At 72.0% G+C, this 26,116-nt stretch carries 23 protein-coding genes; 15 read left to right on the top strand and 8 right to left on the bottom strand.

The genetic code is table 11. The features are described from left to right. Positions 1 to 6: 6 nt before the first annotated feature. Positions 7 to 711, bottom strand: coding sequence for a response regulator transcription factor (locus AB0F56_RS21750; RefSeq protein WP_362012111.1), 705 nt, complete (start codon positions 709 to 711; stop codon positions 7 to 9). 288 nt (positions 712 to 999) lie between these two features. On the opposite strand from AB0F56_RS21750, the gene AB0F56_RS21745 reads away from it, so the two are divergent. The 7 genes from AB0F56_RS21745 to AB0F56_RS21715 all read left to right on the top strand — a co-directional run bounded on the left by AB0F56_RS21745 (position 1,000) and on the right by AB0F56_RS21715 (position 7,525). Further along, on the top strand, positions 1,000 to 1,785 hold the full coding sequence (locus AB0F56_RS21745) for an amino acid ABC transporter ATP-binding protein (RefSeq protein WP_362012108.1): 786 nt from the start codon (positions 1,000 to 1,002) through the stop codon (positions 1,783 to 1,785). Between the two features lie 62 nt (positions 1,786 to 1,847). Continuing rightward, positions 1,848 to 2,765 (top strand): glutamate ABC transporter substrate-binding protein, encoded by a 918-nt coding sequence (locus AB0F56_RS21740; protein WP_362012105.1) that lies wholly within the window; start codon positions 1,848 to 1,850, stop codon positions 2,763 to 2,765. A gap of 96 nt (positions 2,766 to 2,861) precedes the next feature. Next, positions 2,862 to 3,509 (top strand): amino acid ABC transporter permease, encoded by a 648-nt coding sequence (locus AB0F56_RS21735; RefSeq protein ID WP_362012102.1) that lies wholly within the window; start codon positions 2,862 to 2,864, stop codon positions 3,507 to 3,509. After that, positions 3,506 to 4,423, top strand: a complete 918-nt coding sequence (locus AB0F56_RS21730; RefSeq protein WP_362012099.1) for an amino acid ABC transporter permease — start codon at positions 3,506 to 3,508, stop codon at positions 4,421 to 4,423. The genes AB0F56_RS21735 and AB0F56_RS21730 overlap by 4 nt, the downstream gene beginning before the upstream one ends. Before the next feature lie 163 nt (positions 4,424 to 4,586). Next, on the top strand, positions 4,587 to 6,329 hold the full coding sequence (locus AB0F56_RS21725) for an FAD-dependent monooxygenase (protein WP_362012096.1): 1,743 nt from the start codon (positions 4,587 to 4,589) through the stop codon (positions 6,327 to 6,329). A 252-nt stretch (positions 6,330 to 6,581) separates the two neighbouring features. Then, a complete protein-coding gene (locus tag AB0F56_RS21720; protein WP_362012444.1) occupies positions 6,582 to 7,100 on the top strand; it encodes a cysteine dioxygenase in 519 nt (172 codons plus the stop codon). After that, positions 7,091 to 7,525: a rhodanese-like domain-containing protein gene (locus AB0F56_RS21715; RefSeq protein ID WP_362012441.1), complete on the top strand. Its 435-nt coding sequence runs from the start codon at positions 7,091 to 7,093 to the stop codon at positions 7,523 to 7,525. Before AB0F56_RS21720 ends, AB0F56_RS21715 begins: the two co-directional genes overlap by 10 nt. A 95-nt stretch (positions 7,526 to 7,620) precedes the next feature. On the opposite strand, the gene recX is transcribed toward AB0F56_RS21715, so the two are convergent. Beyond that, positions 7,621 to 8,187 carry a recombination regulator RecX gene (gene recX / locus AB0F56_RS21710; RefSeq protein ID WP_362012093.1) on the bottom strand — a complete coding sequence of 189 codons (567 nt, stop codon included), beginning with the start codon at positions 8,185 to 8,187 and terminating at the stop codon, positions 7,621 to 7,623. Positions 8,188 to 8,191: 4 nt separating this feature from the next. Further along, positions 8,192 to 9,322 carry a recombinase RecA gene (recA, locus tag AB0F56_RS21705; protein WP_362012090.1) on the bottom strand — a complete coding sequence of 377 codons (1,131 nt, stop codon included), beginning with the start codon at positions 9,320 to 9,322 and terminating at the stop codon, positions 8,192 to 8,194. Positions 9,323 to 9,578: 256 nt separating this feature from the next. Here recA and AB0F56_RS21700 point away from each other — a divergent pair, with 256 nt between their 5' ends. The 6 genes from AB0F56_RS21700 to AB0F56_RS21675 all read left to right on the top strand — a co-directional run bounded on the left by AB0F56_RS21700 (position 9,579) and on the right by AB0F56_RS21675 (position 16,456). After that, complete coding sequence (locus tag AB0F56_RS21700) at positions 9,579 to 10,079, top strand: pyridoxamine 5'-phosphate oxidase family protein (protein WP_362012088.1); 501 nt, start codon at positions 9,579 to 9,581, stop codon at positions 10,077 to 10,079. A 35-nt stretch (positions 10,080 to 10,114) separates the two neighbouring features. Further along, positions 10,115 to 11,341, top strand: coding sequence for a sensor histidine kinase (locus AB0F56_RS21695; RefSeq protein ID WP_362012085.1), 1,227 nt, complete (start codon positions 10,115 to 10,117; stop codon positions 11,339 to 11,341). Continuing rightward, complete coding sequence (locus AB0F56_RS21690) at positions 11,338 to 12,003, top strand: response regulator transcription factor (RefSeq protein WP_362012082.1); 666 nt, start codon at positions 11,338 to 11,340, stop codon at positions 12,001 to 12,003. The genes AB0F56_RS21695 and AB0F56_RS21690 overlap by 4 nt, the downstream gene beginning before the upstream one ends. Positions 12,004 to 12,149: 146 nt before the next feature. Then, entirely contained in the window at positions 12,150 to 13,487 is a 1,338-nt protein-coding gene (locus AB0F56_RS21685) for a cytochrome ubiquinol oxidase subunit I (protein ID WP_362012079.1), read from the top strand. An 11-nt stretch (positions 13,488 to 13,498) separates the two neighbouring features. Then, the gene (locus tag AB0F56_RS21680) at positions 13,499 to 14,275 is read left to right on the top strand and encodes a cytochrome d ubiquinol oxidase subunit II (protein ID WP_362012077.1); all 777 of its coding nucleotides are present in this window, start codon (positions 13,499 to 13,501) and stop codon (positions 14,273 to 14,275) included. A 21-nt stretch (positions 14,276 to 14,296) separates the two neighbouring features. Beyond that, the gene (locus tag AB0F56_RS21675) at positions 14,297 to 16,456 is read left to right on the top strand and encodes an MMPL family transporter (RefSeq protein ID WP_362012074.1); all 2,160 of its coding nucleotides are present in this window, start codon (positions 14,297 to 14,299) and stop codon (positions 16,454 to 16,456) included. Between the two features lie 18 nt (positions 16,457 to 16,474). Here AB0F56_RS21675 and AB0F56_RS21670 read toward each other — a convergent pair whose 3' ends face one another. After that, positions 16,475 to 17,650 carry an AI-2E family transporter gene (locus AB0F56_RS21670; RefSeq protein ID WP_362012438.1) on the bottom strand — a complete coding sequence of 392 codons (1,176 nt, stop codon included), beginning with the start codon at positions 17,648 to 17,650 and terminating at the stop codon, positions 16,475 to 16,477. A 402-nt stretch (positions 17,651 to 18,052) separates the two neighbouring features. Beyond that, the gene (locus AB0F56_RS21665; RefSeq protein WP_361966227.1) at positions 18,053 to 18,247 is read right to left on the bottom strand and encodes a DUF3046 domain-containing protein; all 195 of its coding nucleotides are present in this window, start codon (positions 18,245 to 18,247) and stop codon (positions 18,053 to 18,055) included. 80 nt (positions 18,248 to 18,327) lie between these two features. On the opposite strand from AB0F56_RS21665, the gene AB0F56_RS21660 reads away from it, so the two are divergent. Further along, complete coding sequence (locus AB0F56_RS21660; protein WP_362012070.1) at positions 18,328 to 19,257, top strand: hypothetical protein; 930 nt, start codon at positions 18,328 to 18,330, stop codon at positions 19,255 to 19,257. 77 nt (positions 19,258 to 19,334) lie between these two features. On the opposite strand, the gene AB0F56_RS21655 is transcribed toward AB0F56_RS21660, so the two are convergent. The 3 genes from AB0F56_RS21655 to AB0F56_RS21645 all read right to left on the bottom strand — a co-directional run bounded on the left by AB0F56_RS21655 (position 19,335) and on the right by AB0F56_RS21645 (position 21,351). Beyond that, the gene (locus AB0F56_RS21655; RefSeq protein ID WP_362012067.1) at positions 19,335 to 19,643 is read right to left on the bottom strand and encodes an AzlD domain-containing protein; all 309 of its coding nucleotides are present in this window, start codon (positions 19,641 to 19,643) and stop codon (positions 19,335 to 19,337) included. Then, positions 19,640 to 20,410: an AzlC family ABC transporter permease gene (locus AB0F56_RS21650; RefSeq protein WP_362012064.1), complete on the bottom strand. Its 771-nt coding sequence runs from the start codon at positions 20,408 to 20,410 to the stop codon at positions 19,640 to 19,642. The genes AB0F56_RS21655 and AB0F56_RS21650 overlap by 4 nt, the downstream gene beginning before the upstream one ends. Positions 20,411 to 20,529: 119 nt before the next feature. Next, positions 20,530 to 21,351, bottom strand: a complete 822-nt coding sequence (locus AB0F56_RS21645; protein WP_362012061.1) for an AraC family transcriptional regulator — start codon at positions 21,349 to 21,351, stop codon at positions 20,530 to 20,532. A 90-nt stretch (positions 21,352 to 21,441) separates the two neighbouring features. Between AB0F56_RS21645 and AB0F56_RS21640 the strand changes: the two genes are divergently transcribed. Beyond that, a complete protein-coding gene (locus AB0F56_RS21640; protein ID WP_362012058.1) occupies positions 21,442 to 26,082 on the top strand; it encodes a DEAD/DEAH box helicase in 4,641 nt (1,546 codons plus the stop codon). Positions 26,083 to 26,116: the final 34 nt, after the last annotated feature.

Here is a 26,116-nt window from a genome sequence, read left to right as displayed (position 1 = left end):
GGACGGCTAGGCGGCAGGGGCGACCAGGCGGTAGCCGACGCCGCGCACGGTCTCGATCAGGGCGGGCATGGCCAGCTTGGAGCGGAGCGAGGCCACGTGCACTTCGAGGGTGCGGCCGGTCCCTTCCCAGTTGGTGCGCCAGACCTCGCTGATGATCTGCTCGCGCCGGAAGACCACGCCGGGCCGCTGCGCGAGCAGGGCCAGCAGGTCGAACTCCTTGCGGGTGAGCGGCACGGCCGCGCCGTCGACGCTGACCCGCCGGGTGGGCAGCTCGATGACGACCGAGCCGAGCCGCAGCGCGGCGTCGTCACCGGCCGAGCCGGTCTCCTCGCCCACGCCGGTGCGCCGGCTGACGGCGTGGATCCGGGCGAGCAGCTCCCCGGTGTCGTACGGCTTGACCACGTAGTCGTCGGCCCCGAGGTTGAGGCCGTGTATCCGGGACCGTACGTCGGCACGCGCCGTCACCATGATCACCGGGGTGGTGGTGAGCTTCCGGATCCGGCCGCAGACCTGGTAGCCGTCCTGGTCGGGCAGACCGAGATCGAGCAGGATCACCCCGAAGGAAGGGCGCTCGCCGTGCGCGGCGGGCAGCACCGCCTGGAGGGCCTCCTCGCCGTTCCTGGCGTGCGTGACGGTGAAACCGTGCTTCGCCAGTACGGCGGACAGAGCCGCGGCCACGTGATCGTCGTCCTCGACGAGCAGGAGTCTCATGGCCCCCTCCGGTGGCTCGGTGATCGTGGGTGCGCCATCTCCTGATGGCAATCTGCATGGCTATCCGTGTACCTACGCATGAACGCCGATGGTCGCCGTCACAGTCAAGTCTCCCCCAGTTACGCAGCGGTTTCCGTTATGCACCCGGTACGCCACCGGGCGCCCCCTTCACGCAGCGTGTCCGGCCGAGGCCTTTTCGTTATCCTCAATTTCCGCTCAGATGTGATGACGGTCATCCTGCGGCGTGTCTAGTGTCCTCCCCAACCGAGGAGGACGGAGCAAAAGCCGATGAGCGGAGTGTCAGTGACCAAGGGCTCGGAAGACGCCATAGCGGCGGCCGGTGACCTGGTCGTGCTGTCCAACGTGAACAAGCACTTCGGCGCGCTGCATGTGCTCCAGGACATCGACCTGACCATCGCCCGTGGCGAGGTCGTGGTCGTGATCGGGCCTTCGGGTTCCGGCAAGTCCACACTGTGTCGCACCATCAACCGCCTGGAGACGATCGACTCCGGCGCCATCACGATCGACAACCGGCCGCTGCCCCAGGAGGGCAAGGAGCTGGCCCGGCTGCGCGCCGACGTCGGCATGGTCTTCCAGTCCTTCAATCTCTTCGCGCACAAGACTGTGCTCGAGAACGTGATGCTGGGTCAGGTGAAGGTCCGCAAGACGGCCAAGGCGGCCGCCGAGTCCAAGGCTCGCGCGCTGCTCGACCGGGTGGGTGTCGGCACCCAGGCGGACAAGTACCCGGCCCAGCTGTCGGGCGGTCAGCAGCAACGTGTCGCGATCGCGCGGGCGTTGGCGATGGACCCGAAGGTCATGCTCTTCGACGAGCCGACCTCGGCTCTCGACCCCGAGATGATCAACGAGGTTCTCGAGGTCATGCAGCAGCTGGCCCGGGACGGCATGACCATGGTCGTCGTGACCCACGAGATGGGGTTCGCGCGATCCGCCGCCAACCGCGTGGTGTTCATGGCGGACGGCAAGATCGTCGAGCAGGCCACGCCGGACGAGTTCTTCAGCAACCCGCGAAGCGACCGCGCCAAGGACTTCCTTTCGAAAATCCTGCACCACTGACGGCGGTCAGCCCCATGCTTCAACCTGCCGTTCAACAACCCACGAATCAAGGGATGTTCACCATGAAGCTCCGCAAGACCGCGGCCCTGGCCGTCGCCGTACTCGCGCTGACCGCGACCGCCTGTGGTGGCAAGGAGGGCTCGGCCGGCGACAAGCCCGCCGTGAAGCCCGGCGACTCGAACGCCCCGCAGCTCCCCAAGTACATCGTCGCCACCGATGTGAAGCTGGAGTCGCCGACCTTCAAGGAGGCGCAGAAGCGCGGCAAGCTGATCATCGGCTCCAAGGCCGACCAGCCGTACCTCGGCTTCGAGGACCAGGCGACCAAGGAGCGGTCCGGCTTCGACGTCGAGATCGCCAAGATGATCGCGGCGGAGCTCGGCTTCACCGAGGACAAGATCGAGTGGATGACCGTCGACTCGAAGTCCCGTGAGTCGACGATCTCGCTCGGCAAGATCGACTACTACGTGGGTACGTACACGATCAACGACAAGCGCAAGGCGCTCGTCGGCTTCGCGGGTCCGTACTACAAGGCCGGGGCCGACCTCCTGGTCCGCAAGGACGAGACCGCGATCACCGGTCCGGAGACCCTCAAGGGCAAGAAGGTCTGCTCCATCACGGGCTCGACCCCGCTGCAGGAGATCAAGAAGCCCCAGTACGGCGCCGAGACCACCGAGCTCGCGAAGTACTCGGACTGCGTGCAGCAGCTGCTCACCAAGCAGGTCGACGCGGTCACCACCGACGACGCGATCCTCAAGGGCTACGCCGCCGCCAACAAGGGCAAGCTCAAGGTCGTCGGCAAGCCGTTCACCGAGGAGCCCTACGGCGTCGGCCTGAACAAGGACGACAAGATCCTGCGCGACAAGATCAGCGACATCCTCGAGAAGAACATCAAGGACGGCACGTACAAGAAGATCTACGAGGCGACTCTGGGTCTCTCCGGCTCCTCGTACGTCGAGCCGCCGGCGCTCGTCCGCTACTGATCCTCCTCGAAGTCGAGCGCCCCGTACGGGAGTACGGAGTACGGGGCGCCGCTCACCCTGCCCTCAAGCCGCTGATACCGCCGACGCGGAGACCTCATGAACGTACTGCTCGACCATTTCCCGGAGTTCCGCGACGGATTCATAGGAACCGTGTCGATCACCGCCGTCAGCTCGGTCATCGCGCTGGTCCTCGGCATCGTCGTCGCCGGCTTCCGGGTCTCGCCCGTCCCTCCGTTGCGCTACTTCGGGACCGCCTGGGTCACGCTGCTGCGCAACACCCCCCTGACGCTGCTCTTCCTGATCTCGTTCTTCGTCGTCCCCGAGATCCTGTTCCCGGGTATGAGCCCGTTCGTGCTCGGCTCGCTCGCGCTCGGCTTCTACACCTCCGCGTTCGTCTGCGAGGCCGTCCGCTCCGGCATCAGCACGGTGCCGATCGGCCAGGCGGAGGCCGCCCGTTCGCTCGGCATGACGTTCTCGCAGACGCTTCGGATGATCGTGCTGCCGCAGGCCACCCGGACCGTACTGCCCCCGCTGAGCTCGATCTTCATCGCGCTCACCAAGAACTCGGCCATCGCGGGCGCCTTCAGTGTCACCGAACTCTTCGGCTGGCAGCAGCTGATGAGCGAGCAGGGCTACGCCATCGGCCCGATCTTCCTGTGGGTGGCCGCCGCGTACCTCGTCGTCACCTTCACCATCAGCGGGATCTTCCGTCTCCTTGAGCGCCGCATGGAGGTCGCCCGATGAGTGCCAGCGTTCTCTTCGACACCCCCGGCCCCAAGGCGCGTGTCCGCAACCGGATCTACGCCGTCGTGGGCACCCTCGCCATCATCGCGCTCCTCGCCGTCAGCGTGGTCCGGCTGGCCGACAAGGGGCACCTCGACCCGGCGATGTGGGACATCTTCAACTACGCGGGCATCCGGCAGAACATCGCCGACGCGCTCGTCGCCACCCTCAAGGCGTTCGGCCTCGCGGCCGTCGGCTCGCTCGTCCTCGGTGTGCTGCTGGCCGTGGCCCGGCTCTCCGACCACAAGCCGGTCCGCGTGGCGGCCACCGTCTTCATCGAGGTCTTCCGCTCCATCCCACTGTTGATCACGATCTTCGCGGTGTGGTTCGCCTTCCTGATCGACCATTCGCTGTGGGCGCTGGCCATCGGCCTGTCGATCTACAACGGCTGCGTCCAGGCCGAGGTGCTCCGCGCCGGCGTGAACGCCGTCCCGAAGGGGCAGCGCGAGGCCGCGTACGCCCTGGGCATGAGCAAGACGCAGGTCATGACGACGGTCCTGATGCCGCAGGCCGTCCGGGCGATGCTGCCGACGATCATCAGCCAGCTGGTGGTCACCCTGAAGGACACCTCGCTCGGCTTCGTGATCCTCTACCCCGAGCTGCTGTACTCGGCCCGACTGATCGCCTCCAACACGCAGGTCAACGGCCAGTACCCGTACGTGTCCACGATCGTGGTCTTCGGCGTCATCTACATCGCGCTGTGCCTGGCGCTCTCCGCGCTCGCCACCTGGATCGAGAAGCGGGGCCGCCGGTCCAAGACGGGCGTCCTCGCCCCGGCCGCCGCGGCCCAGGACGTCGTGCTCACGGCCGACCCCGGGAACTCCTTCGGCAACGGGGGCGACGGCGCGAACGGGTCCGGCATCTCGAAGAACTGACAGTATGTGACATCATCCGGGGGCAGTGGCGGTCGCGCCGCTGCCCCCGTCGCTTGACGCAAGCACCCGCAATGGGTTGCATACGTTCTGTGATCACGCACCGGGCTCGCGCCACACTTCGCTGTGCTACCCGCATGACCGAACGGCCTTCAGGAGCCGCGCCGTGGACCCGGTGATCATCGTCGGCGCGGGGCCCGTGGGCCTCGCGCTCTCCCTTGCCCTGGCCTCGCAGGGAGTACCCTCCGTCGTCCTCGACGAGGGCTCCGGCAAGGAGGATCCGCGCCCCGCCCGTACGGTCGTGCTGCGCGCGGACATGGCCGCGATGGTCGAACGCCTCGGCTGCGCCACGCTGCGTGACGAGGGGGTCCGCTGGGTCGGCTGGCGATCCGTGCGACGCAGGCAACAGATGAGGCACATCGAACTCAGTCTCGGTCTCGGCGACACGGAGAGCGACGGCGAGGGTCCGGCGGCTCCGCTGCACATCCCGCAGCACGCCCTCGCGCGTGGTCTGCGCGACGCGATCGCCGGACAGGAGCTGATCCAGCTCGTCACCGACGCCCGCCTCGACACGATCGAGCAGGACGCGAGCGGGGTCACGGCGCACACCCGCGGCTCCTCCGGAACCGGAGCGAGCGGTGGTACGAGCGGTACGAGCCGTACCAGCCGTACGAGTGGCAGCGGCGGCACCTGGTGGCGCGGGAGCCATCTGGTCGGCTGCGACGGCGCCCGTTCCACGGTCCGCAAGCTGCTCTCGATCCGCTTCCCCGGGCGTACGGCGGTGGAGCGGCACGCGGTGGCCGCCCTGCGTACCGAACTCCCATGGCCCGGCGAGGCCCTGTTGCACCGTCAGCCGCCGTGGCGGGGCGGCGGCGAGGAGGTCACGGCCCGCCCGCTGCCGGACGGAGTCTGGCGCATCGACTGGCTGCTGCCGCCTCGCGGCGACCTCGTCACCCCGGACGCCCTGGTCACCAAGATCCGCGACACCCTGGCCGGCTGGTGCGGTGGGGTGACTCCCCCGTACGAGTTGATCGACACCGGTGTCCACACGCTGCACCACCGGCTCGCGAAGCGCTGGCGTGTGGACCGGGTGTTCCTGGCGGGCGACGCGGCGCATCTGCTGGGCGCGGTGGGCACGCAGGGGCTCGACGAGGGGCTGCGGGACGCCGACAACCTGGCCTGGAAGCTCGCGTACGCCTGGCACCACGGGGCCTCGGACACGCTCCTCGACAGCTACCAGAGCGAGCGGCGGGCCGCCGTCGCCTCCCGGCTGCGCGCCGCCGACCAGTCGCTTCCGGTGCTCCGGGGCGGCGGGGGCCTGCGGACGTACCTGCCCGGCGGGTCCCGCAGCCACGACGTGCTGTTGACGGACGGTCATCTCGGACGCGGACCGCTGGGGGCGCCTCCCGCCTACCCGCACTCCCCCCTCGCACCCCAGGACGCCGGGGCGTCACGGAGCGTGGTGGGTACGGGGGCGGGTGCGCCGGTCGAGGACGTACGCGTGACGGCGCCGGACGGCACGACCGTACGGCTCCGGGACCGGCTCGGTCAGGGGCGGCTGCTCGTGGTCCTCGTCGCGCCCGGTACGGGGGTGTGGGACCGGCGGCACTGGGTGAGCGCGGGTGTGATGCCGCGGCTCGCAGAGGCCGTACGGGCGCTGCCGGTGAAGGCGGAACTGCTGGTGACGGAGGCGTACCCGGGCGCGGTCGCCCACACCGTCCTGCTGGTACGTCCGGACGGGCATCTGGTCGCCTCGTTCCCGGGGGTCCGGCCGGACGAGCTGTACGCGGCGGCCGACGCGACCCGGGGCGGCAAGGCGGAGCCCACGGGGAGCGGGGGGACCGAGGGCGCGCGGAGGGCCATCTCACGAGGGGCGACGCCGAGCGACCGTACTGCGGACATCAATTGACCCTCGCGGGCGCGCATGGTGTACTCCGGAGCGTGACCGACACCGATGTGCGCCTGTGGCGGAGGGTCCATATGGATCTTCTCCGTTTCGCGGGCTGCGTGTGTCGCCCGTCCTGCTGAATTCGCCCCTTCCTTCGCGTGCTCTCGGCCGCCGACCGGTGTCGGCGTGGCTGTCGCGCGTCTCTTCCGCGAACTTCCAGGACGGTTCTCCGTGCCCCAGCCTGCCTCCCCCTCCCCCGCCGTACCCTCCGCCGTGCCTTCCGTCGTCCGTTCGGCCGCCGCGCCGACGGCGGCGGACCTGCTGGACTTCGTCCGTCGGACGGCGTCGGACGACGAACTGATCGACTCCCTTCCCCTCGATCCCGAGGGCCGTACGTGGGTGCGGCTCGACGGCCCCGGCGGCAGCGAGGCCTGGCTGATCGGCTGGCCGCCCGGCACGGGCACGGGCTGGCACGACCATGCCGAGTCGCACGGCGCGTTCACCACCGCGCGCGGCGCGCTGCGGGAGAGCTCCCTCGCGGTGCGACTGCCGTCCGGCGGCTGGAAGACCCTGGAGCTGGCCGACGGCGTCGACCGGGAGCGGCGCCTGCCGGCCGGCAAGGGGCGCGCGTTCGGGCAGCACCATGTGCACGAGGTGCTGAACGACTCCGCCGACACGCACGCCGTGTCGGTCCACGCGTACTATCCGCCGCTCCCGTTGATCCGGCGCTTCAGCCGGTCGGGCGCGGTACTCCGTCTTGAGCAGGTCGAGCGTCCGGAGGACTGGCAGTGAGTGAGCAGCGGGCAGACGAGCGGGTGGGGATCGACGAGCTTCTCGAGCGGGTCAGGTCGGGGATCGACCGGATCGAGGCCCGGGCGGCCCATGAGGTGTACGAGGCGGGTGACGCGCTGCTGGTCGACACCCGGTACGCGGCGCTGCGCGAGCGGGACGGGCTGGTTCCGGGCGCGTTGATCGTGGAGCGCAATGAACTGGAGTGGCGGCTCGACCCGTTGGGCAGCCACCGCGCGCCGGAGGCTGACAGCCACGACCTGCGGGTGGTGGTCTTCTGCAACGAGGGGTACGCGTCCTCGCTGGCGGTGGCGTCGCTGCGGCAGTTGGGGTTGCACCGGGCGACGGATGTGATCGGCGGCTTCCAGGCGTGGAAGGCGGCAGGCCTGCCGGTTCTGCCGCCGGGGCCACCAGGCACGCCTGCGTAGCGGGTACGCGCACCCCGCCCCGCATGGGGCCGCGCTGCACGGAGCCGCGGCTGCACGGGGCCGCCCCCGCCCTCGGCGGCCGCCCGGTCCTCGGGTCAGAAGGGCTCGTCCAGGCCCTCCGTGTCCTCGCCCTCGGCCTCCAGGGCCTGGCGGACGACCCTGAGGGCCATGCCCTCGGGGTAGCCCTTGCGGGCGAGCATGCCGGCGAGGCGGCGCAGCCGGCGGTCCCGGTCGAGGCCGCGGGTGGCGCGGAGCTTGCGGTCGACGAGCTCGCGCGCCGTGATCTCCTCCTGCTCGGAGTCCAGTTGGCCGACGGCGTCCTGGATGAGCGAGGGGTCGACGCCCTTGGTGCGCAGTTCGCGGGCGAGGGCCCGGCGGGCGAGTCCACGCCCATGGTGCCGCGACTCCACCCAGGCGTCGGCGAAGGCGGCGTCGTCGATCAGCCCGACGTCCTCGAAGCGGGAGAGGACCTCTTCGGCGACCTCGTCGGGGATCTCGCGCTTGCGCAGGGCATCGGCGAGTTGTTTGCGCGTACGGGGGGTCCCGGTGAGCAGGCGCAGGCAGATCGCCCGCGCCCGCTCAGCCGGATCCTGGGGCGACAGCTCCTTCTCGGCCCTCGACGAGTCGGGGCTGTCGCCCGGCCATTCGGTGCGACCGGTCACTGGCTCAGCTCTTGGCCGCCGGGGCCTTGGTCGCCTTGGTGGCCTTGGCCGCCGGGGCGGTCTTGGCCGCGTCGTCCGTCGCGGTGGCGGTGGCCGCCTCCGCGCCGTCCGTGGTCTCCTCGGCCGGGGCGGCACCCGGCCGGACGCCGACGCCCAGCTTCTCCTTGATCTTCCGCTCGATCTCGTCGGCGAGGTCGGGGTTGTCCTTCAGGAAGTTGCGGGCGTTCTCCTTGCCCTGGCCGAGCTGGTCGCCCTCGTACGTGTACCAGGCGCCGGCCTTGCGGACGAAGCCGTGCTCCACGCCCATGTCGATCAGGCCGCCCTCGCGGCTGATGCCCTGGCCGTAGAGGATGTCGAACTCGGCCTGCTTGAACGGCGGCGCGACCTTGTTCTTGACGACCTTGACGCGGGTGCGGTTGCCGACGGCGTCGGTGCCGTCCTTGAGGGTCTCGATACGACGGATGTCGAGGCGCACCGAGGCGTAGAACTTCAGGGCGCGGCCACCGGTCGTGGTCTCCGGCGAGCCGAACATGACGCCGATCTTCTCGCGGAGCTGGTTGATGAAGATCGCGGTGGTCTTGGACTGGTTGAGCGCGCTGGTGATCTTCCGGAGGGCCTGACTCATCAGTCGGGCCTGGAGACCCACGTGCGAGTCGCCCATCTCGCCCTCGATCTCCGCGCGCGGGACGAGCGCGGCGACGGAGTCGATGACGATCAGGTCGAGGGCGCCGGAGCGGACCAGCATGTCGACGATCTCGAGGGCCTGCTCGCCGTTGTCCGGCTGGGACAGGATGAGGTTGTCGATGTCGACGCCGAGCTTCTTGGCGTACTCGGGGTCGAGGGCGTGCTCGGCGTCCACGAAGGCGACCTGGCCGCCGGCCTTCTGGGCGTTGGCGACGGCGTGCAGCGTGAGGGTCGTCTTACCGGAGGACTCCGGGCCGTAGATCTCCACGACACGGCCGCGGGGCAGGCCGCCGACGCCGAGCGCGATGTCGAGGGCGGTCGAGCCGGTGGAGATCACCTCGATCGGCTCCTGGGTGCGGTCGCCCATGCGCATCACGGCACCCTTGCCGAATTGCCGTTCAATCTGCGCGAGTGCGGCTTCGAGTGCCTTCTCGCGGTCGGTACCTGCCATGGGTTCCACCCGGTTTGCTTGAGTCGATCGCTTCATGTGAAAGACGCTAACCCCTGCCACTGACAATGGGCTCCGACGTCCCTCCGACCTGTGGATAACTCGCCCACAACCCCGCGACTCCAAGGGCCGGAATCCCATAAGAATGGATGTTCGATTTTGGTGTCAAGCGCACCACGCGGGCTCACGGCCACCGTCTGCGGCGCCCCGGCCTAGGGTGGAGGGAGTGCTGGAACGCCCCGGAAAGGTGGGTCCGATCGTGCGGCCGAGCGAGATCACCGAGGTCCTGAACCGTCCGACCAGCCAGGAGCTGCTGGCCCGCGACGTCACCAGGCTGGCCTACGTCGCCGAGGACGGCACTCCGCGGGCGATCCCGATCGCCTTCGCCTGGAACGGCACGGAGATCGTCATGTGCACACCGCCCAACGCCCCCAAGCTGGCGGCCCTGCGCGTCAACCCGGCGGTCGCCCTGACGATCGACACCGAGGCCCACCCGCCGATGATCCTGCTGGTCCGCGGCCGGGCCGAACTGGACCCCGTCGACGGCATCCCGGACGAGTTCCTCCAGGCCAACACCTCGTACGAGATGACGCCCGAGCAGCGGGTCACCTGGGAGGCCGAGGTCCGTTCCCTCTACGCCGACGGCATGGTGCGGATCGTCGTGACCCCGACCTGGGCGAAGCTGATCGACTTCGAGACGACCCTGCCGACCGCGGTCGAGGAGCTCGTACGCGCGCGTGAGGAGCGTCGACGCGCCTGAACGGCCCCGCACCGCGCCCGCCTATCCTTCCTGACATGGCCCTCCCCTTCCGCGTCCGCGGCGGCGGCATGCCCCCGCGGGCCGCCGATGCCGTCGTGGCCCTGGTCGTCACCCTCGTCGTGACCGTCTGGACGCTGCTGTCCGCGCGGAACGTGGACGAGCCGGTGGCCAGGACGGTCGTCGCCTGGGCGCTGATTGCGGTCGGCTGCGGGGCACTCGCCTTCCGGCGGCGGGCTCCCGTCGCCGTGGCCGTCGTGACCCTGATCGCCTGTGTCGTCTACTACCCGGTGTCGGCGCAGGACGGGCCCCTGATGATCACCTTCGCCCTCGCGCTGTACACCACGGCGGCGGAGGGCCGGTTCGTCGCGGCCGTCGCGCTGGCCGCCGTGACGCTGCTCGCGGTCGGCCTCGGCGAGTTCCGGCAGGAGGGCGGCCGGCGGCAGATCGACGACACCTCGCTCGCGATGCTGTCCGGCTGGCTGATCAGTCTCGTCGCCGTGGGCCGCGCCCAGCGGACCCGGATCGCCTATCTCCACGAAGTGGAGCAGCGGGCGCTCGCCGCCGAGCGGGAGCAGGAGGCGCGGGCCCGGCAGAGCGCCACGGAGGAGCGGCTGCGGATCGCCCGGGAGCTGCACGACGTGCTCGGCCACAGCGTCTCGCTGATCAACGTGCAGTCGGGGGCGGTCCTGCACCGGCTGAGCAAGAAACCGGAGCCCGAGATCGCGCTGGCCGCGGCCGAGGAGGCGCTCCAGGCGGTCAAGGCCACCAGCAAGGACGCGCTGCGCGAGCTGCGCGCCACGCTCGGGGTGCTGCGCCAGGCCGACGAGGCCGCGCCGACGGGCCCGACCTCCGGACTCGCCCTGCTCGGGGAGCTGGTCGAGCGGGCCAGGAGCACGGGCCTCGACGTCCGCACGGAGCTGACGGGCACTCCCGTACCGCTGGCGCCTCCGGTCGATCTCGCCGCGTACCGGATCGTCCAGGAGTCGCTGACCAACGTGACCCGGCACTCGGGTGCCCGTACCGCCACGATCGCCCTCGACTGGCGCGCCGACGAGCTGCGGCTGCGCATCGAGGACGACGGCGAGGGGGCTCCCGAGGAGCTGCCGCTGGGCAGCGGCATCCGGGGCATGGCCGAGCGGGCCCGGGCCTTCGGCGGCGAACTGACCGCGCACAGCACGCCCGAGGGCTTCCGGGTGGACGCCCGTCTTCCGCTCGCCGCACCCGCGTCGACGACCACCACGTCCGAGGGGGACCCCCGATGATCCGCGTCGTACTCGCCGACGACCAGACCCTGGTCCGGGCCGGGTTCCGCTCGATCCTGGCCGACGAGGACGACATCGAGGTGGTCGGGGAGGCCGGGGACGGGGAGCAGGCGATCGCGCTCGCCCGCGAACTGCGCCCGGACGTGGTCCTGATGGACATCAGGATGCCCGTGCTCGACGGCCTGGAGGCCACCCGCCGGATCACCTCCGACGCCCGTCTCGAAGGGGTCCGGGTCGTCATCCTGACCACCTTCGACATCGACGACCACGTGTACGGGGCGCTGCGCGCCGGGGCGAGCGGCTTCCTCGTCAAGGACACCGAGCCGATGGAGCTGCTGCACGGGGTACGGGTGGTGGCGCGCGGCGACGCGCTGATCGCCCCGGCCGTGACCCGCCGGCTGATCGCGGAGTTCGCGAGCCGCTCGAGGCAGCCGGATCCCAGCCCGCGCCTGAACGCCCTGACCGAACGGGAGCGCGAGGTGATGGGCCTGGTGGGGGCGGGGCTCTCCAACGACGAGATCGCCCAGCGCCTGGTCCTCTCCCCGGCGACCGCGAAGACGCACGTCAGCCGGATCATGACCAAGCTGGACGTCCGGGACCGGGCGCAGCTGGTGATCCTCGCGTACGAGTCGGGGATGATCACGCCCGGCTGGCTGGGCTGACACCCGGCCGACGTCCCCTAGGGGGCACACGCGCGTGGACGCAACTCCTGGGGTACGCGCGCGTGGGGCGGCGCAACCGCGGGGGTACGGCCACTGACCACCGCCGGGCGACGCGGGCCCCGTAGCCGTACGCCGACGCTGGCTGCGTGAACCCAGACGTCCTCGATCTCGCCCGGCTGCAGTTCGCCCTCACGGCGGGCGGCCACTTCCTCTTCGTCGCGCTGACACTGGGGCTCGCGACCGTGGTCGCCGTCGTGCAGACGGTGGCGACGATCGGACGGAAGCCCGTGCACGCGCGCATGGTCCGCTACTGGGGCCAGCTGTACGTGATCAACTACGCGGTCGGGATCGTCACCGGCATCGTGATGGAGTTCCAGTTCGGAATGAGCTGGAGCGGGCTGACGCACTACGCGGGCAATGTCTTCGGCGCCTCGCTCGCGGTCGAGACGATCGTCGCGTTCTTCGTCGAGTCGACCTTCCTCGGGCTGTGGATCTTCGGCTGGCACCGCTTCAACCGGTGGGTCCATCTGGCGATGATCTGGACCGTCACGCTGACCGCGTACCTCTCGGCGTACTGGATCCTCGTCTCCAACGGCTTCCTCAACCACCCGGTCGGGTACCGCGTGGCCGAGGGCGGCGACATGCTCGTCCTGGACGACCCGGTCGCCGTGCTGACCAACCCCTCGGCGCTGCTCGCCTTCGGGCACATTCTCGCCGGAGCACTGCTCACGGCCGGCTTCTTCGTGGCCGGCGTCAGCGCGTACCACCTCTTCCGGCGGACGCCCGAGTGGGAGTTCTTCGGCCGGAGCCTGCGGATCGGGGTTTTCCTCTCGTTCCCCGCGCTGATGGTCACGGCCGTCTTCGGCGGCGTCCAGTTGGCCACGCTGAGCACCTTCCAGCCCATGAAGTCCGCCGTGTTCAGTCAGAAGACCGCCGAAATCGCGCGGATCCAGGCGGACATGGTCGCCCGGTTCGGCCCCGGCGACTACGTCCCCTCCGAGGCGTGGACCCGCGGCGGCGGGCTGATCATGCTCATCTGCTTCGCCCTGATGATGTACTTCACCTTCGCCGGCGTGATCCTGGCCTGCTTCAGGACGGTCGTCTTCCGCTTCCGGCTCTGGCATCTGGCCCTCATGGCCGCCGTACCGCTGCCCTACCTCGCGATGATCAGCGGCTGGGTGTTCCGCGAGGCGGGCCGCCAGCCCTGGGTCGTGTACGGCCTGTTGAAGACCGAGGACGCGGTCTCCGACCTCTCCCCCGGCGCCATGCGCGCCTCGCTGATCGTCTTCACCACCCTCTTCGGGCTGCTCGTCGTCCTCAACGCCTGGCTGCTCGCCCGGACCGCCCGCCGGGGCCCGGTCGACGCCGGTCTCGGCCACGACGACCGGGACGGACGCGAGGACGGACGCGGGACCGAATCCGGCGGAGGCCCCGACGACGGGCCCGAAGACCCCGCCGACTCCCTGCCCGCCACGAGCTACTGAGGAGCCCGGCCGTGGAAACCCTCGCCATCGCACTGCTCGCCTTCTTCGCCACCGGCTACTTCGTGCTCGCGGGCGCCGACATCGGAACCGGGATGCTCAGCCCGTACCTCGGGCGCACCGACCGCGAACGCCGGCTCGTCATCGCCTCCTTCGCGCCCTTCTTCCTGGGCAACGAGGTGTGGCTGATCGCCACAGCGGGCGTGCTCGTCGGCTGCTTCCCCGACGTCGAAGGGGAGCTGCTGACCGGCCAGTTCACGGTCCTCGTCCCCCTGCTGACCGGCTGGATCGTCCGTGACCTCGGGCTGTGGTCGCGCGGCCGTGGACCGGGACGGCGCTGGCGGGCGGCCTGCGACGGCGCGGTGGTGTGCGGCAGTTGGACGGTCGCCCTGTCCTGGGGATGGCTGCTGGCCGCGCCGCTGACCGGTGCGCCGTACGAGCGGGCCGGCGGCGTGACCGCGGTCCTCGTCGCCCTCGCCACGGCCGCCCTGTTCGCGGCGCACGGGCTCGGCTTCGCCGCGCTCCGGCTGACGGGTCTGCCGTACGAACGCGCCCGGCTGCTCGTCGGCCGGACCGGGCGGTGGCAGTCCTTCGCGCTCACCGCCGCCCTGCTCGGCGCCCTGCCTCTGCTGGCCGGGAGCGCCCTCCCGCTGACCGAGCGGGCCGCGGACGGCGCCACGCTCACCCTGCTCGTGCCCGCGCTGCTCGTCGTCACCCCGCTCCTCGTCGCCGCACAGGTGTGGACCTGGCGGACCTTCCGGCACCGGGTGACCCGTCCCTCGTACCTGTAACTCCCAGAAGGGGAAACAATCATGACCGTCACGCGGGACACCGATCCCACGACGAAACCACCGACCCGGCGGGGCAGCGTCTTCGAGCGCCTGGCCGGCTTCTCGTACCGCCACCGCTGGTCCGCCGTGCTGCTGTGGATCGTCGTGGTGGTCGCCGCGACCGGCGCCTCGACGGCGGTCGGGAGCGCGTACCACAACGACTTCTCGCTGCCCGGCACCGATTCGCAGGCGGCCAGGACCGTCCTGGAACGGCACGGCTCCGACCAGGCCACGGACGCCACCCTGCAGATCGTCGTCAAGGACGAGCGGGGCGTCCGGGAGAAAACCGTCCACGCGCGCGTGGAGGGACTGCTCGACACGGTCGAGGGCCTCCCCGGCGTGACGGACGTCCGCAGCCCGTACGAGGAGAGGGCGGCGGTCTCCGGTGAAGGCACCGTCGCCTACGCCACCGTCACCCTCGACGGCGCGGCGGAGAACACCGACCGCACCGAGGTCCTGAAGATCATCGACACCGTGCGGGCGGCGCAGGGCGACGGGCTGACCGCCGCCGTCGGCGGTGACGCGGCCCGCGGCGCCGAGGAGGGCGGCGGCGGTCCGGCCGAGGGCGCGGGCATGCTGGGGGCCCTGGTGATCCTGGTCTTCCTGTTCGGGTCCCTGGTCGCGGCGAGCCTGCCCGTGGTCACCGCGCTCTTCGCGGTCGGCAGCTCCATCGGGCTGATCGCACTCGCCTCGCACCTCGCGGACGTCGCGGACTTCACCCCGCCCATCATGATGCTGGTCGGCCTCGGGGTCGGCATCGACTACGCGCTGCTGATCTTCTCCCGCCACCGCACCGAACTGCTCCACGGCGCCGCTCCCGAGCAGGCCGCCAGGACCGCGCTCGACGCGGCGGGACGCACGGTCTTCTTCGCCGGCTGCACGGTGATCATCGCGCTGATGGGTCTGGTCGTGCTCGGTCTCGGCTCGCTGCAGGGCGTGGCGCTCGCCGTCGCGCTGACCGTCCTCGTCACGATGGCCGCCTCGCTCACCTTGCTCCCGGCACTGCTCGCCCTCTTCGGCCGGCGCATCCAGCGCCAGGTCACCCGGCGGGCCGCGAAGGCGAAGCGCCCGGAGGGCGCCCGGTGGCGCGGCTGGGCGACGACCGTGCAGAAGCGGCCGTGGGCGGCGCTGCTGGTCTCCGTGGTGGCCCTGGGCGCGCTCGCCGCGCCCGCGCTCGACATGCGGCTAGGCTTCGCCGACGCGGGCAACGACGCCCCGGCGAAGTCCAGCAGGCAGGCGTACGACCTGCTGGCCGAGGGCTTCGGGCCCGGCTTCAACGGGCCGCTGATCGTCGTCGCGGACGGCGGCGGGGAGCGCGCCGCGGTCGCTCTGCGTCAGGCCCTGGAGAACACCGCCGGCATCGCGGCGGCGACCGGGCCGATCCCGACGCGGGACGCCGCCGTCTCGACCGTCATCGCCTTCCCCGCGTCGGCGCCCCAGGCCGAGGCGACCTCGGAGCTCGTCGACCGGCTGCGCTCCGAGGTCCTGCCGCCGGTGGAGCGGGCGACCGGCGCCGATCTGCTGGTCGGCGGACCGACGGCGGCGACCGAGGACTTCGCCGCCACGGTCGCGGACCGGATGCCGCTCTTCGTCGCCGTCGTCGTCGGCCTCTCCATGGTCCTGCTGCTCCTCGTCTTCCGGTCCGTGCTGATCCCGGTCAAGGCGGCGCTGCTCAATCTGGTGAGCATCGGAGCGGCCCTCGGGGTGATCACCCTGGTCTTCCAGCACGGCTGGTTCGGGGTGCAGCCCGGCCCGATCGAGGCGTTCATCCCGGTGATGATCTTCGCGATCGTCTTCGGTCTGTCGATGGATTACGAGGTCTTCCTGCTCTCCCGGATCCACGAGGAGTGGGAGCGCACCCAGGACCCGCAGGGCGCGGTGCGGGAGGGTCTCGCGTCGACCGGAAGGGTCATCACGGCCGCCGCGGCGATCATGATCGTGGTGTTCTCGGCCTTCGTCCTCAGCCCCGACCGGATGCTCCAGCAGTTCGGGCTCGGCCTGGCCGTGGCGATCCTCCTTGACGCGGTGGTCATCCGCTGCCTGATCGTGCCCGCGGTGATGCAGCTGCTCGGCCGGCGCGCGTGGTGGCTCCCGGCCCCGCTGGCGCGGGTCCTGCCGAAGGTCCGGCTGGAACGCGACTGACGCCGCCGCGCGGGCTGCTCAGGGTTGGGTGCCGTCCTCCCCGGACGGCGCCCGGCCCTGCTCCTTCTTGTGGTGCAGCGCCTTCTGGAGCCGGGCGACGACGGCCTCGCCGTAGCGCCGGTGGCCGTGCACGCGCGGGTCGTCGGTCACGTCGTACCGCTTCACATAGGCGCCCAGGAAGGCCTGCAGGGTGGCGACGGCCGGGATCGCGATCAGCGCGCCGACCGCGCCGAGCAGCGCCGTGCCGGCGATCACCGAGCCGAACGCGACGGCCGGGTGGATGTCCACCGTCTTGGACGTCAGCTTCGGCTGCAGGACGTAGTTCTCGAACTGCTGGTAGACCACGACGAAGGCCAGCACCCACAGTGCGTACCAGGGGTTCACGGTGAACGCGATCAGCATGGGCAGCGCGCCCGCCAGGTACGTGCCGATGGTGGGGATGAACTGCGAGACCAGGCCCACCCAGACCGCGAGCGCCGGGGCGTACGGCACGCCCAGGATCTCCAGCAGGATGAAGTGCGCGACGCCGGAGATCAGGGCCATCAGGCCGCGCGAGTACAGATAGCCGCCGGTCTTGTCGACGGCGATCTCCCAGGCCCGCAGGACCTCGGTCTGGCGGGCCGGGGGCAGAACGGAGCAGAGCGCGCGGCGCAGCCGGGGCCCGTCGGCGGCGAAGTAGAACGAGAACAGGAAGATCGTCAGCACCTTGAACAGGCCGCCGAGGACCGTGGCCGAGACGTCCAGGACGCCGCTCGCGCTGTTCTGCACGTACTTCTGGAGCCAGTCGGAGCGCAGGAGGCTGTCCTGGACCTCGACGCGGGACAGCTCGGTGTGGAACGTCTGGTTGATCCAGTTGATCAGTGAGTCGAGGTACTGGGGGAAGTTCTCGACCATGTCGACGATCTGGCCCGCGAGCATCGAGCCGAGCAGGACGACGAAGCCCACGCCGAAGACCATCACGGCGAGGAAGACGAGGAACGTGGCGAGTCCTCGCCGCATGCCCCGGGCGGCCATCCTTCCGACGGCCGGTTCGATGGCGAGGGCCAGGAAGAACGCGACGACGATGTTCACGAGCAGCCCGATGAGCTGGTGGAACGCCCAGCTGCCCAGCTGGAAGCAGGCGTAGAGCGCGAGGGCGAGCACCATGGCCCGGGGCAGCCAGCGAGGCATCCGGGCGTGCGGCCCGGCCTTCACTCCCTCTCCCGGCCCACCGGAGCCGGCCCCGGCTCCGGCCGGGGACGTCACGGGCCCGCTCCCGGGGGTCGGGATGCCGCCCCGGGCCGGCGCGGGCACGGAGCCGGAGGTGGCGGGCCTGGATCCGGGGCTCGCCGGCCCCGACGTCTCGGAGCCCGGGATCGCGGACCCGGACGTCCCCCCGGAGGCTCTGCCCGCGGCCGACCGCCCCTCCGACCGCGCTCCCGGGGTGCGCCCGGTCAGAGCCTGGTCGAGGTTCCCGTCGGCGGTCGTCTTGCCGGTCTCGTTGCCGGTCGCGTCGGTGTCGTCAGTCGGAGCCACCCCGCCAGTCTCGCGCACCGCGCCGACATTCCGTCCCCGCCGGGCCCGTCGCGTGGCCGGTCACCGCGTGGCCGGTCGCGATCAGCGCCTGTCGGCCGGTACGTCCATGGCGGCGCAGACCGCCCGCCACACGTCCTTCGCCTCCCACCCGGCGTCCAGTGCCTCGTGCACCGTACGGCCGCCCAGTTCGGACATCACATGGTCCCGTGCGAAGGATTCGGCGTAGGACCCGCCGAAGTGGTCCGCCATCCGCTCCCAGAAAATCGTCAACCGCATGAACCCAGTATCCCGCCCCCAAGAGTGCAGCCCGGTCGGTAAGCCTTGTCACACGTCCCGGGCGGCCTACGGTCGGAACCATGGCTGGAACTCCTCTCGCGGCTCCGCATCCGACTCCACGCGCGCGTGCCGAACAGTTCGTCTGGCTGACGGCCCGCGTGCTCGAACAGCGCCGGTTCGCCTACCACTTCCTGCGCGGCGGCGCGGAACCCGTCGAGGTGGCGCTCGCGGCGTACCTCAACGAGGACGGCGGCTACGGCCACGCCCTCGAACCGGATCTGCGCGGCCCGGTCAGCCAGCCGCTGCACACCGGGCACGCGCTGCGGGTCCTGGACTCCGTCGGCCGCTGCGGCGGGCTGCGGATCGAGCGGATCTGCCGCTACCTCACCGAGGTGTCCACGCTCGACGGGGCGCTGCCCGCCGTCCACCCGTCCCAGCGCGGCTACCCCGCCGCGCCGTTCGTGCCGATCGTCGACGACCCGCCCAGCGCGCTGCTCTCCACCGGCCCGGTGGTCGGCCTCCTCCACCGCAACCAGGTGTGGCACGCGTGGCTCTTCCGGGCGACCGAGTTCTGTTGGTCGGCCGTCGAGTCGCTGGAGAAGTCGCACCCGTACGAGATCGAGGCCGCCGTCGCCTTCCTGGACGGGGTCCCGGACCGGTCGCGGGCGCAGGCGGTCGCCGACCGCCTCGGCCGCCTGGTGCGGGAGCAGGGGCTCGCGGTCCTGGATCCGGGGCGGCTCGACGACTTCCCGGTGGCGCCGGGGTACGCGCCGGAGGAGCACCACTTCCCGTACGACTACGCGCGCGTGCCGGACTCGCTCGCCCGGCGCTGGTTCACGGACGAGGAGATGGCCCGCTCGCTCGACCACCTGACGGCGGCCCAGCAGGAGGACGGCGGCTGGCCGGTCACCTGGCGCCAGTGGGCCCCCGGCACGGCGCTGGAAGCCCGCCCGATCGTGACGATCGAGGCGCTGCGAACACTGCGCGCCCACGGCCGCCCGATCGACTGACGCAAGGCGGCCCGGCCGGTCCGTCTATGCCTCCCGGGCCTCGCGCAGCAGCAGCGCCACGAGGGCGTGTGAGCCCGCTAGCCGCCCAGGGCTCGTACGCCCGCCGTGACGACGACGGCCGCGCCGACGACCACCAGGAAGGGGGCGCGCAGGACCAGGGCGACGGCCGCCGCGGCCACACCGGCCGCGCGGGCGTCCAGGGCGAGTCCGGAACCCTCCCCGAAGGTCTGCTGGGCGGTCAGCGCCGCGAGCAGGGCGACCGGCAGCAGGGCCGCCAGGCGTTGGACGAGCGGTCGTTCCAGCGCGCCCGCCGGCACCAGGAGCCCGAGCAGCTTGACGAGGTAGCAGCCGACGACCGTGAGGCCGATCGCGATCCAGACGGTCATCGGTCGCCCTCCTTGTCCTTCGCACCCGTCTCCGCGGCACGGCCGCCCGTGCCCGTCCCGTCGGCCAGGCGACGGCCCCGCAGCCACAGCACCGCGGGGGCGGCGAGCGCCGCCGCGAGGACGGGGACGCCGGCCGGCAGCACGGGCAGCAGCCCGAGGCCGAGCACGACCGCGAGGGCCGCCGTGTACAGCTCCGTGGCCGTCTTCAGCATGGGCGCGAGGAGCGCGAGGAAGACGGCGGGTCCCGCCGCGTCCAGGCCCCAGGCCTTGGTGTCGCCGATGGCCTCCGCGCCGAGGGCGCCGAGGAGCGTGGTCAGGTTCCACAGGACGTAGAGCGTGAGTCCGGTGACGGTGAACCCGATCCGCGCGGCCCGCCGCGTCGGCTGCGCCAGCGCCACGGCGGCCGTCTCGTCGATGACCCACTGCGCGGCGAAGGGCCTGACGGGGCGCGGCAGCGCGAGCAGCTGGGACAGGCGCAGCCCGTAGAAGGCGTTGCGGGTGCCGAGGAAGAAGGCTCCGGCCGCGGCCGTGAACGGGTTCCCGCCCGCCGCGAGCGCTCCCACCAGCGCGAACTGCGAGGCGCCGGTGAAGACCAGCAGGCTGAGCGCGCAGGTCTGGAGCAGGGTGAGTCCGGATCCTGCGGAGGTCACGCCGAAGGCGAAGCCGGAGAGGCCGACGGCGATCCCGACGCCGAGCGCGTCGCGCACGACCGCCGAGTCCGCCTTGGTCGACTCCCGTATGACTGGGGGTGCTGTCTGTTCTGCCACGTCAACGACGGTACGGGCCCGTCCGCGCGCGGTCTTGTACGTTCTTGCGCCGACGCCCCGCCAAGGACGCCCGGGACCCCGCCGCGGACGCCCCGCCCCGCGACCCCGCGCGTGCCCCGCTACGACGCGCGCGAGCGCTGGTACGCGCCGGGCGGCACCCCCACGCTCCGTGCGAAGTGCCGACTGAGGTGGGACTGGTCGGTGAAGCCGACGGCGGCGGCCGTCTCGGCCGGCGCCGTCCCCATCTCGAGGAGCCGCCGGGCCCGCCGGACGCGCGCGTCGGTGAGCCAGGTGTGCGGCGGCATCCCGTACGCCTCCCGGAAGGCCCGCAGCAGGGCGAAGGGGCTGGTGCCGAGGTCGGCGGCGAGGCGCTCCAGGGTCGGCGGGTCGGTCATCCGCTCCTCCAGGACGGCACGCGCGCGTGCCGCGTTCCTGGCGCCCGCCGAGCGGGGGGCGAGCGGCGCGATCCGGCCCCCGTGACTGCGCAGCATCCTCGCCGTCACCAAGCGCAGCAGGCTGTCGGCGGCCAGTGCGTTGCCCTCCTCGGCGGCGCGGTGGACACCGATGACGAGCTGGGCGGCGTACGGATCGTCCACGACCGGGTCGGTGAAACCCACGTCGCCGCGCAGCGCGATCGTGTCGGCGGCGATGGAGCGGATCAGCGCGGCGTCGGGGTAGATCGTGCGGTACGTCCACCCCTCGGGCACGCCCGCGTGCCCGGTGTGCGGGGTGTCGGGGTTGACCAGGGCGATCTGCCCCGGACCCGCGTACACCAGGTCGTCGCGGTAGTGGAAGGCCTCCACGCCGTCGGTGATCGCGGCGAAGACGAAGGTCTCGTGCGTGTGCCGGGCGAAGGCCTTCTCCACGTAGTGGGCGTGCAGCAGATCGACGCCGGGCAGCTCCGCGTACCGCCAGTACCGTGCCCGTTCGCCTGTCGCCATGTCCCCATTCTGCGTCACCGAGCGGCCCCGCCACGAGCCGGTTTCCCCAGGTCCGGGCGGTTGTCAGTGGCTGGGTGCACGATGGGGGGCATGGTCAGGTCCGCGCTCGACTCGTTCTCCCCCGCGACCCGTGGTTGGTTCACCGGGGCCTTCCACGCGCCCACGGCCGCGCAGGAGGGCGCCTGGCAGGCCATCGGCGCGGGCTCGGACGTGCTCGTCGTCGCCCCGACGGGCTCGGGCAAGACGCTCGCCGCCTTCCTCGCCTCCCTGGACCGGCTGGCGTCGACCCCGCCGCCGGCCGACCCCAAGAAGCGCTGCCGCGTCCTGTACGTCTCGCCGCTGAAGGCCCTGGCCGTCGACGTCGAGCGCAATCTGCGGTCCCCGCTGACCGGCATCCGCCAGGAGTCGGTACGCCTCGGCCTGCCCGAGCCGGACATCAAGGTCGGCATCCGCTCCGGGGACACGCCTCCCGCCGAGCGCCGCGCGCTCGCCACGAAGCCGCCGGACATCCTGATCACTACCCCCGAGTCGCTCTTCCTGATGCTGACCTCCGCCACCCGGGACGCGCTCGCCGGGATCGAGACGGTCATCCTGGACGAGGTCCACGCCGTCGCCGGGACGAAGCGCGGCGCGCACCTCGCGCTGTCCCTGGAACGGCTCGACGAGCTGCTGCCGCGCCCGGCCCGCCGCATCGGCCTGTCGGCGACGGTCCGCCCGGTGGACGAGGTGGCCCGCTATCTCTCCCCGCAGCGCAAGGTGGAGATCGTCCAGCCGCCGTCCGGCAAGGAGTTCGACCTCTCCGTGGTCGTCCCCGTCGAGGACATGGGAGAGCTGGGCGGCTCGCCCGCCTCCGAGGGCAAGGACGGCGGCGACAAGCCCTCGATCTGGCCGCACGTCGAGGAGCGCATCGCCGATCTCGTCCAGGCCCACCGCTCCACGATCGTCTTCGCCAACTCGCGCCGGCTGGCCGAGCGGCTGTGCAACCGGCTCAACGAGATCGCCTACGAGCGCGCCACGGGCGAGCCGCTGCCCGACGACGGCCGGCCGCCGGCCGAGATCATGGCGCAGTCGGGCGCCGCCCAGGGCGCACCCGCGCTTCTGGCCCGCGCGCACCACGGCTCGGTCTCCAAGGAGCAGCGGGCGCAGGTCGAGGAGGACCTGAAGGCGGGCCGGCTGCCCGCCGTGGTGGCCACCTCCAGCCTGGAGCTGGGCATCGACATGGGCGCGGTGGACCTCGTCGTGCAGGTCGAGTCGCCCCCGTCGGTCGCCTCGGGCCTCCAGCGGGTGGGCCGCGCCGGCCACCAGGTCGGCGCCGTCTCCACGGGCGTGGTGTTCCCGAAGTACCGGGGCGACCTGGTGCAGGCGGCTGTGGTGACCGAGCGGATGCGCAGCGGCTCGATCGAGTCGATGCGCATCCCGGCGAACCCGCTGGACGTCCTCGCCCAGCAGCTCGTGGCGATGGTCGCCCTGGACAGCTGGCAGGTCGACGACCTGCTGGCGGCGGTCCGCAGGGCCGCCCCGTTCGCCTCGCTCCCCGAGTCGGCGTTCACGGCCGTCCTCGACATGCTGGCCGGAAGGTACCCCTCGGACGCCTTCGCCGAACTGCGCCCGCGCGTCGTCTGGGACCGGGTGACCGGCACCGTCACCGGCCGCCCCGGCGCCCAGCGGCTCGCCGTCACGTCCGGCGGCACCATCCCCGACCGGGGCCTCTTCGGGGTCTTCCTCGCCGGTTCCGACCCCAAGAAGGGCGGCGGCCGGGTCGGCGAGCTGGACGAGGAGATGGTGTACGAGTCCCGGGTCGGCGACGTCTTCACGCTCGGCACCACCTCCTGGCGGATCGAGGACATCACCCGGGATCGGGTCCTGGTCTCGCCGGCCCCCGGGGTGCCAGGCAGGCTGCCGTTCTGGAAGGGCGACCAGCTGGGCCGCCCGCTCGAACTGGGGCGCGCGGTGGGCGCGTTCCTGCGCGAGGTCGGCTCCCTGGAGACCGAGGAAGCCCGGCTGCGTCTGGTCGCCGCCGGCCTGGACGCCTGGGCCGCCGACAACGTGCTCGCCTACCTCACCGAGCAGCGCCAGGCCTGCGGCCATGTGCCGGACGACCGGACGATCCTCGTCGAGCGCTTCCGGGACGAGCTCGGTGACTGGCGGGTCGTCATCCACTCCCCCTTCGGGGCCCAGGTGCACGCCCCCTGGGCGCTGGCCCTCGGGGCGCGGCTCGCCGAGCGGTACGGCATGGACGCGCAGGTCATGCACGCCGACGACGGGATCGTGCTCCGGCTGCCGGACGCCGATCTGATGGGCCTGGACCTCCTGGACGAGGAGCCGGTCGACCCCGGACGGCACCTGGACACGACGTACGACGCCGACCAGGCCCCGATCGGCGCCGCGGACGCCCTGTTCGACAAGGGCGAGATCGGCCAGATCGTCACCGACCAGGTCGGTGGATCGGCCCTGTTCGCCTCCCGCTTCCGCGAGTGCGCCGCGCGCGCCCTGCTGCTGCCCAAGCGCAACCCGGGCAAGCGCACCCCGCTCTGGCAGCAGCGTCAGCGCGCCGCCCAACTGCTCCAGGTCGCGAGCGAGTTCGGATCCTTCCCGATCGTCCTGGAGGCGGTCCGCGAGTGCCTCCAGGACGTCTTCGACGTCCCCGGGCTCGAAGAGCTGATGGGGGACATCGAGTCCCGTCGTGTCCGGCTGGTCGAGGTGACCACCCCCGAGCCGTCCCCCTTCGCCCGCTCCCTCCTCTTCGGCTACGTCGCCCAGTTCCTGTACGAAGGAGACTCCCCGCTCGCCGAGCGGCGGGCCGCCGCCCTCTCCCTGGACTCGCGGCTCCTCGCCGAGCTGCTCGGCCGGGCCGAACTGCGCGAGCTGCTCGACGCCGACGTGCTGACGGAGCTGGAGCGGGAGCTCCAGTGGCTCACCGAGGACCGCCGGATCAAGGACGCCGAAGGCGTGGCCGACGCGCTGCGCGTCCTCGGCCCGCTCACCGAGGCCGAGTTGACCGAGCGCGGCGGCGAGCCTGCCTGGGCCCACGAGCTGGGCACGGCCCGCCGGGCCATCCGGGTCCGGATCGCGGGCACCGACCACTGGGCGGCGATCGAGGACGCCGGCCGGCTGCGGGACGCCCTCGGCACGGCCCTCCCGGTGGGCGTTCCCGAGGCCTTCACGGAGCCGGTGAAGGACCCCCTGGGCGACCTCCTGGCCCGCCACGCGCGCACCCACGGCCCGTTCACCTCCTCCGAGGCGGCCGCCCGCTTCGGCCTCGGCCCCGCCGTCACCGACGGCGCACTGCAGCGTCTGGCCGCCGCAGGCCGGGTCGTCCAGGGCGAGTTCCACCCCTCCGGCATCGGCCAGGAGTGGTGCGACGCGGCCGTGCTGCGCCGCCTGCGCCGCCGTTCGCTCGCCGCGCTCCGGCACGAACTGGAGCCCGTACCCCCGGCCGCGCTCGCCACCTTCCTGCCGCAGTGGCAGCACCTGGGAAGCAGCAGCCTGCGCGGGATCGACGGACTCGCCCGCGCCGTCGAGCAGTTGCAGGGCGCGCCCGTACCGGCCTCGGCCCTGGAGAAGCTCATCCTGCCGTCCCGGGTCAGGGACTACTCCCCCGCGCTCCTCGACGAGCTGACCACGACCGGCGAGGTCATCTGGGCCGGCGCGGGAGCCCTCCCCGGCAAGGACGGCTGGATCTCGCTCTATCTGGCGGACGCCGCACCCCTGCTGCTCCCGCCGCCGCACCCGCTGGAGCAGACCGCGCTCCACGAGTCCGTGCTCACGACCCTGTCCGGCGGATACGGTCTGTTCTTCCGCCAGATCGCCGACCAGGTCCGGGCCACCACCCACCCGGACGCCACCGATCCCCAACTGGCCGACGCCCTCTGGGACCTGGCCTGGACGGGCCGGCTCACCAACGACACGCTCGCCCCGCTGCGCTCCCTCCTCGGCTCGGGCCGTACGGCGGGGTCGACGGCCCACCGCGCCAAGCGGACGATCCCGCGCGGCCGTTACGGCACACTCACCGCCGCCGCACGGCCCGCGTCCCGGACGGGCCCGCCGACCGTCAGCGGACGCTGGTCGCTGCTCCCGCCCGTCGAACCGGAGCCGACGCACCGCGCCCACGCCCTCGCCCGCACCCTGCTCGATCGGCACGGCGTGGTCACCCGGGGCGCCGTGGCCGCCGAGGGGGTAGAGGGCGGGTTCTCCGCGACGTACCGCATCCTGTCCGCCTTCGAGGACAGCGGGCAGGCCCGCCGCGGCTATGTGGTGGAGGGCCTCGGCGCGGCCCAGTTCGCGATGGACGGGGCCGTGGACCGGCTCCGCGCGGCGGCAACGGCACGGGACCGCGGCGTGGAGGCGGGCGCCGGCCCCCACGCGGCCGTCCTGGCCGCAGCCGACCCCGCGAACGCGTATGGGGCGGCGCTGCCCTGGCCCGAGCCGCCGAGCGGCGCGGGGCACAAGCCCGGCCGGAAGGCGGGGTCCATGGTCGTCCTGGTCGACGGGGAGCTCACGCTCTACATGGAGCGCGGCGGCAAGTCCCTGCTGTGCTGGCCGGACGACCCCGAGGACCCGGTGCTCAGAGCCGCGGCCGAGTCCCTGGCCGCGGCCGCCCTCGCGGGCTCGCTCGGTACGGTCACAGTGGAGCGCGTCAACGGAGCCACGGCCCTCACCTCACCCCTCGCCCGCGCCCTGGAGACCGCCGGCTTCCACGCCACCCCGAGGGGCCTGCGCCTGCGCCCGTAAGAGACACGGCCCCCGTCGCCGACCCATCATGGAA

This window comes from Streptomyces sp. NPDC026092, assembly GCF_040638605.1.
GTDB lineage: Bacteria > Actinomycetota > Actinomycetes > Streptomycetales > Streptomycetaceae > Streptomyces.
The sequence above is the reverse complement of the archived record's forward strand: the minus strand, read 5'-3'. Positions and strand labels throughout refer to the sequence as shown.

Excerpts from the sequence above, each read along its gene's own strand:
- AB0F56_RS21750 (WP_362012111.1), bottom strand. The coding sequence starts at position 711 with ATGAGACTCCTGCTCGTCGAGGACGACGATCACGTGGCCGCGGCTCTG.
- AB0F56_RS21745 (WP_362012108.1), top strand. The coding sequence starts at position 1,000 with ATGAGCGGAGTGTCAGTGACCAAGGGCTCGGAAGACGCCATAGCGGCG.
- AB0F56_RS21740 (WP_362012105.1), top strand. The coding sequence starts at position 1,848 with ATGAAGCTCCGCAAGACCGCGGCCCTGGCCGTCGCCGTACTCGCGCTG.
- AB0F56_RS21735 (WP_362012102.1), top strand. The coding sequence starts at position 2,862 with ATGAACGTACTGCTCGACCATTTCCCGGAGTTCCGCGACGGATTCATA.
- AB0F56_RS21730 (WP_362012099.1), top strand. The coding sequence starts at position 3,506 with ATGAGTGCCAGCGTTCTCTTCGACACCCCCGGCCCCAAGGCGCGTGTC.
- recA (WP_362012090.1), bottom strand. The coding sequence starts at position 9,322 with ATGGCAGGTACCGACCGCGAGAAGGCACTCGAAGCCGCACTCGCGCAG.
- AB0F56_RS21695 (WP_362012085.1), top strand. The coding sequence starts at position 10,115 with ATGGCCCTCCCCTTCCGCGTCCGCGGCGGCGGCATGCCCCCGCGGGCC.
- AB0F56_RS21690 (WP_362012082.1), top strand. The coding sequence starts at position 11,338 with ATGATCCGCGTCGTACTCGCCGACGACCAGACCCTGGTCCGGGCCGGG.
- AB0F56_RS21675 (WP_362012074.1), top strand. The coding sequence starts at position 14,297 with ATGACCGTCACGCGGGACACCGATCCCACGACGAAACCACCGACCCGG.
- AB0F56_RS21665 (WP_361966227.1), bottom strand. The coding sequence starts at position 18,247 with ATGCGGTTGACGATTTTCTGGGAGCGGATGGCGGACCACTTCGGCGGG.
- AB0F56_RS21660 (WP_362012070.1), top strand. The coding sequence starts at position 18,328 with ATGGCTGGAACTCCTCTCGCGGCTCCGCATCCGACTCCACGCGCGCGT.
- AB0F56_RS21655 (WP_362012067.1), bottom strand. The coding sequence starts at position 19,643 with ATGACCGTCTGGATCGCGATCGGCCTCACGGTCGTCGGCTGCTACCTC.
- AB0F56_RS21645 (WP_362012061.1), bottom strand. The coding sequence starts at position 21,351 with ATGGCGACAGGCGAACGGGCACGGTACTGGCGGTACGCGGAGCTGCCC.
- AB0F56_RS21640 (WP_362012058.1), top strand. The coding sequence starts at position 21,442 with ATGGTCAGGTCCGCGCTCGACTCGTTCTCCCCCGCGACCCGTGGTTGG.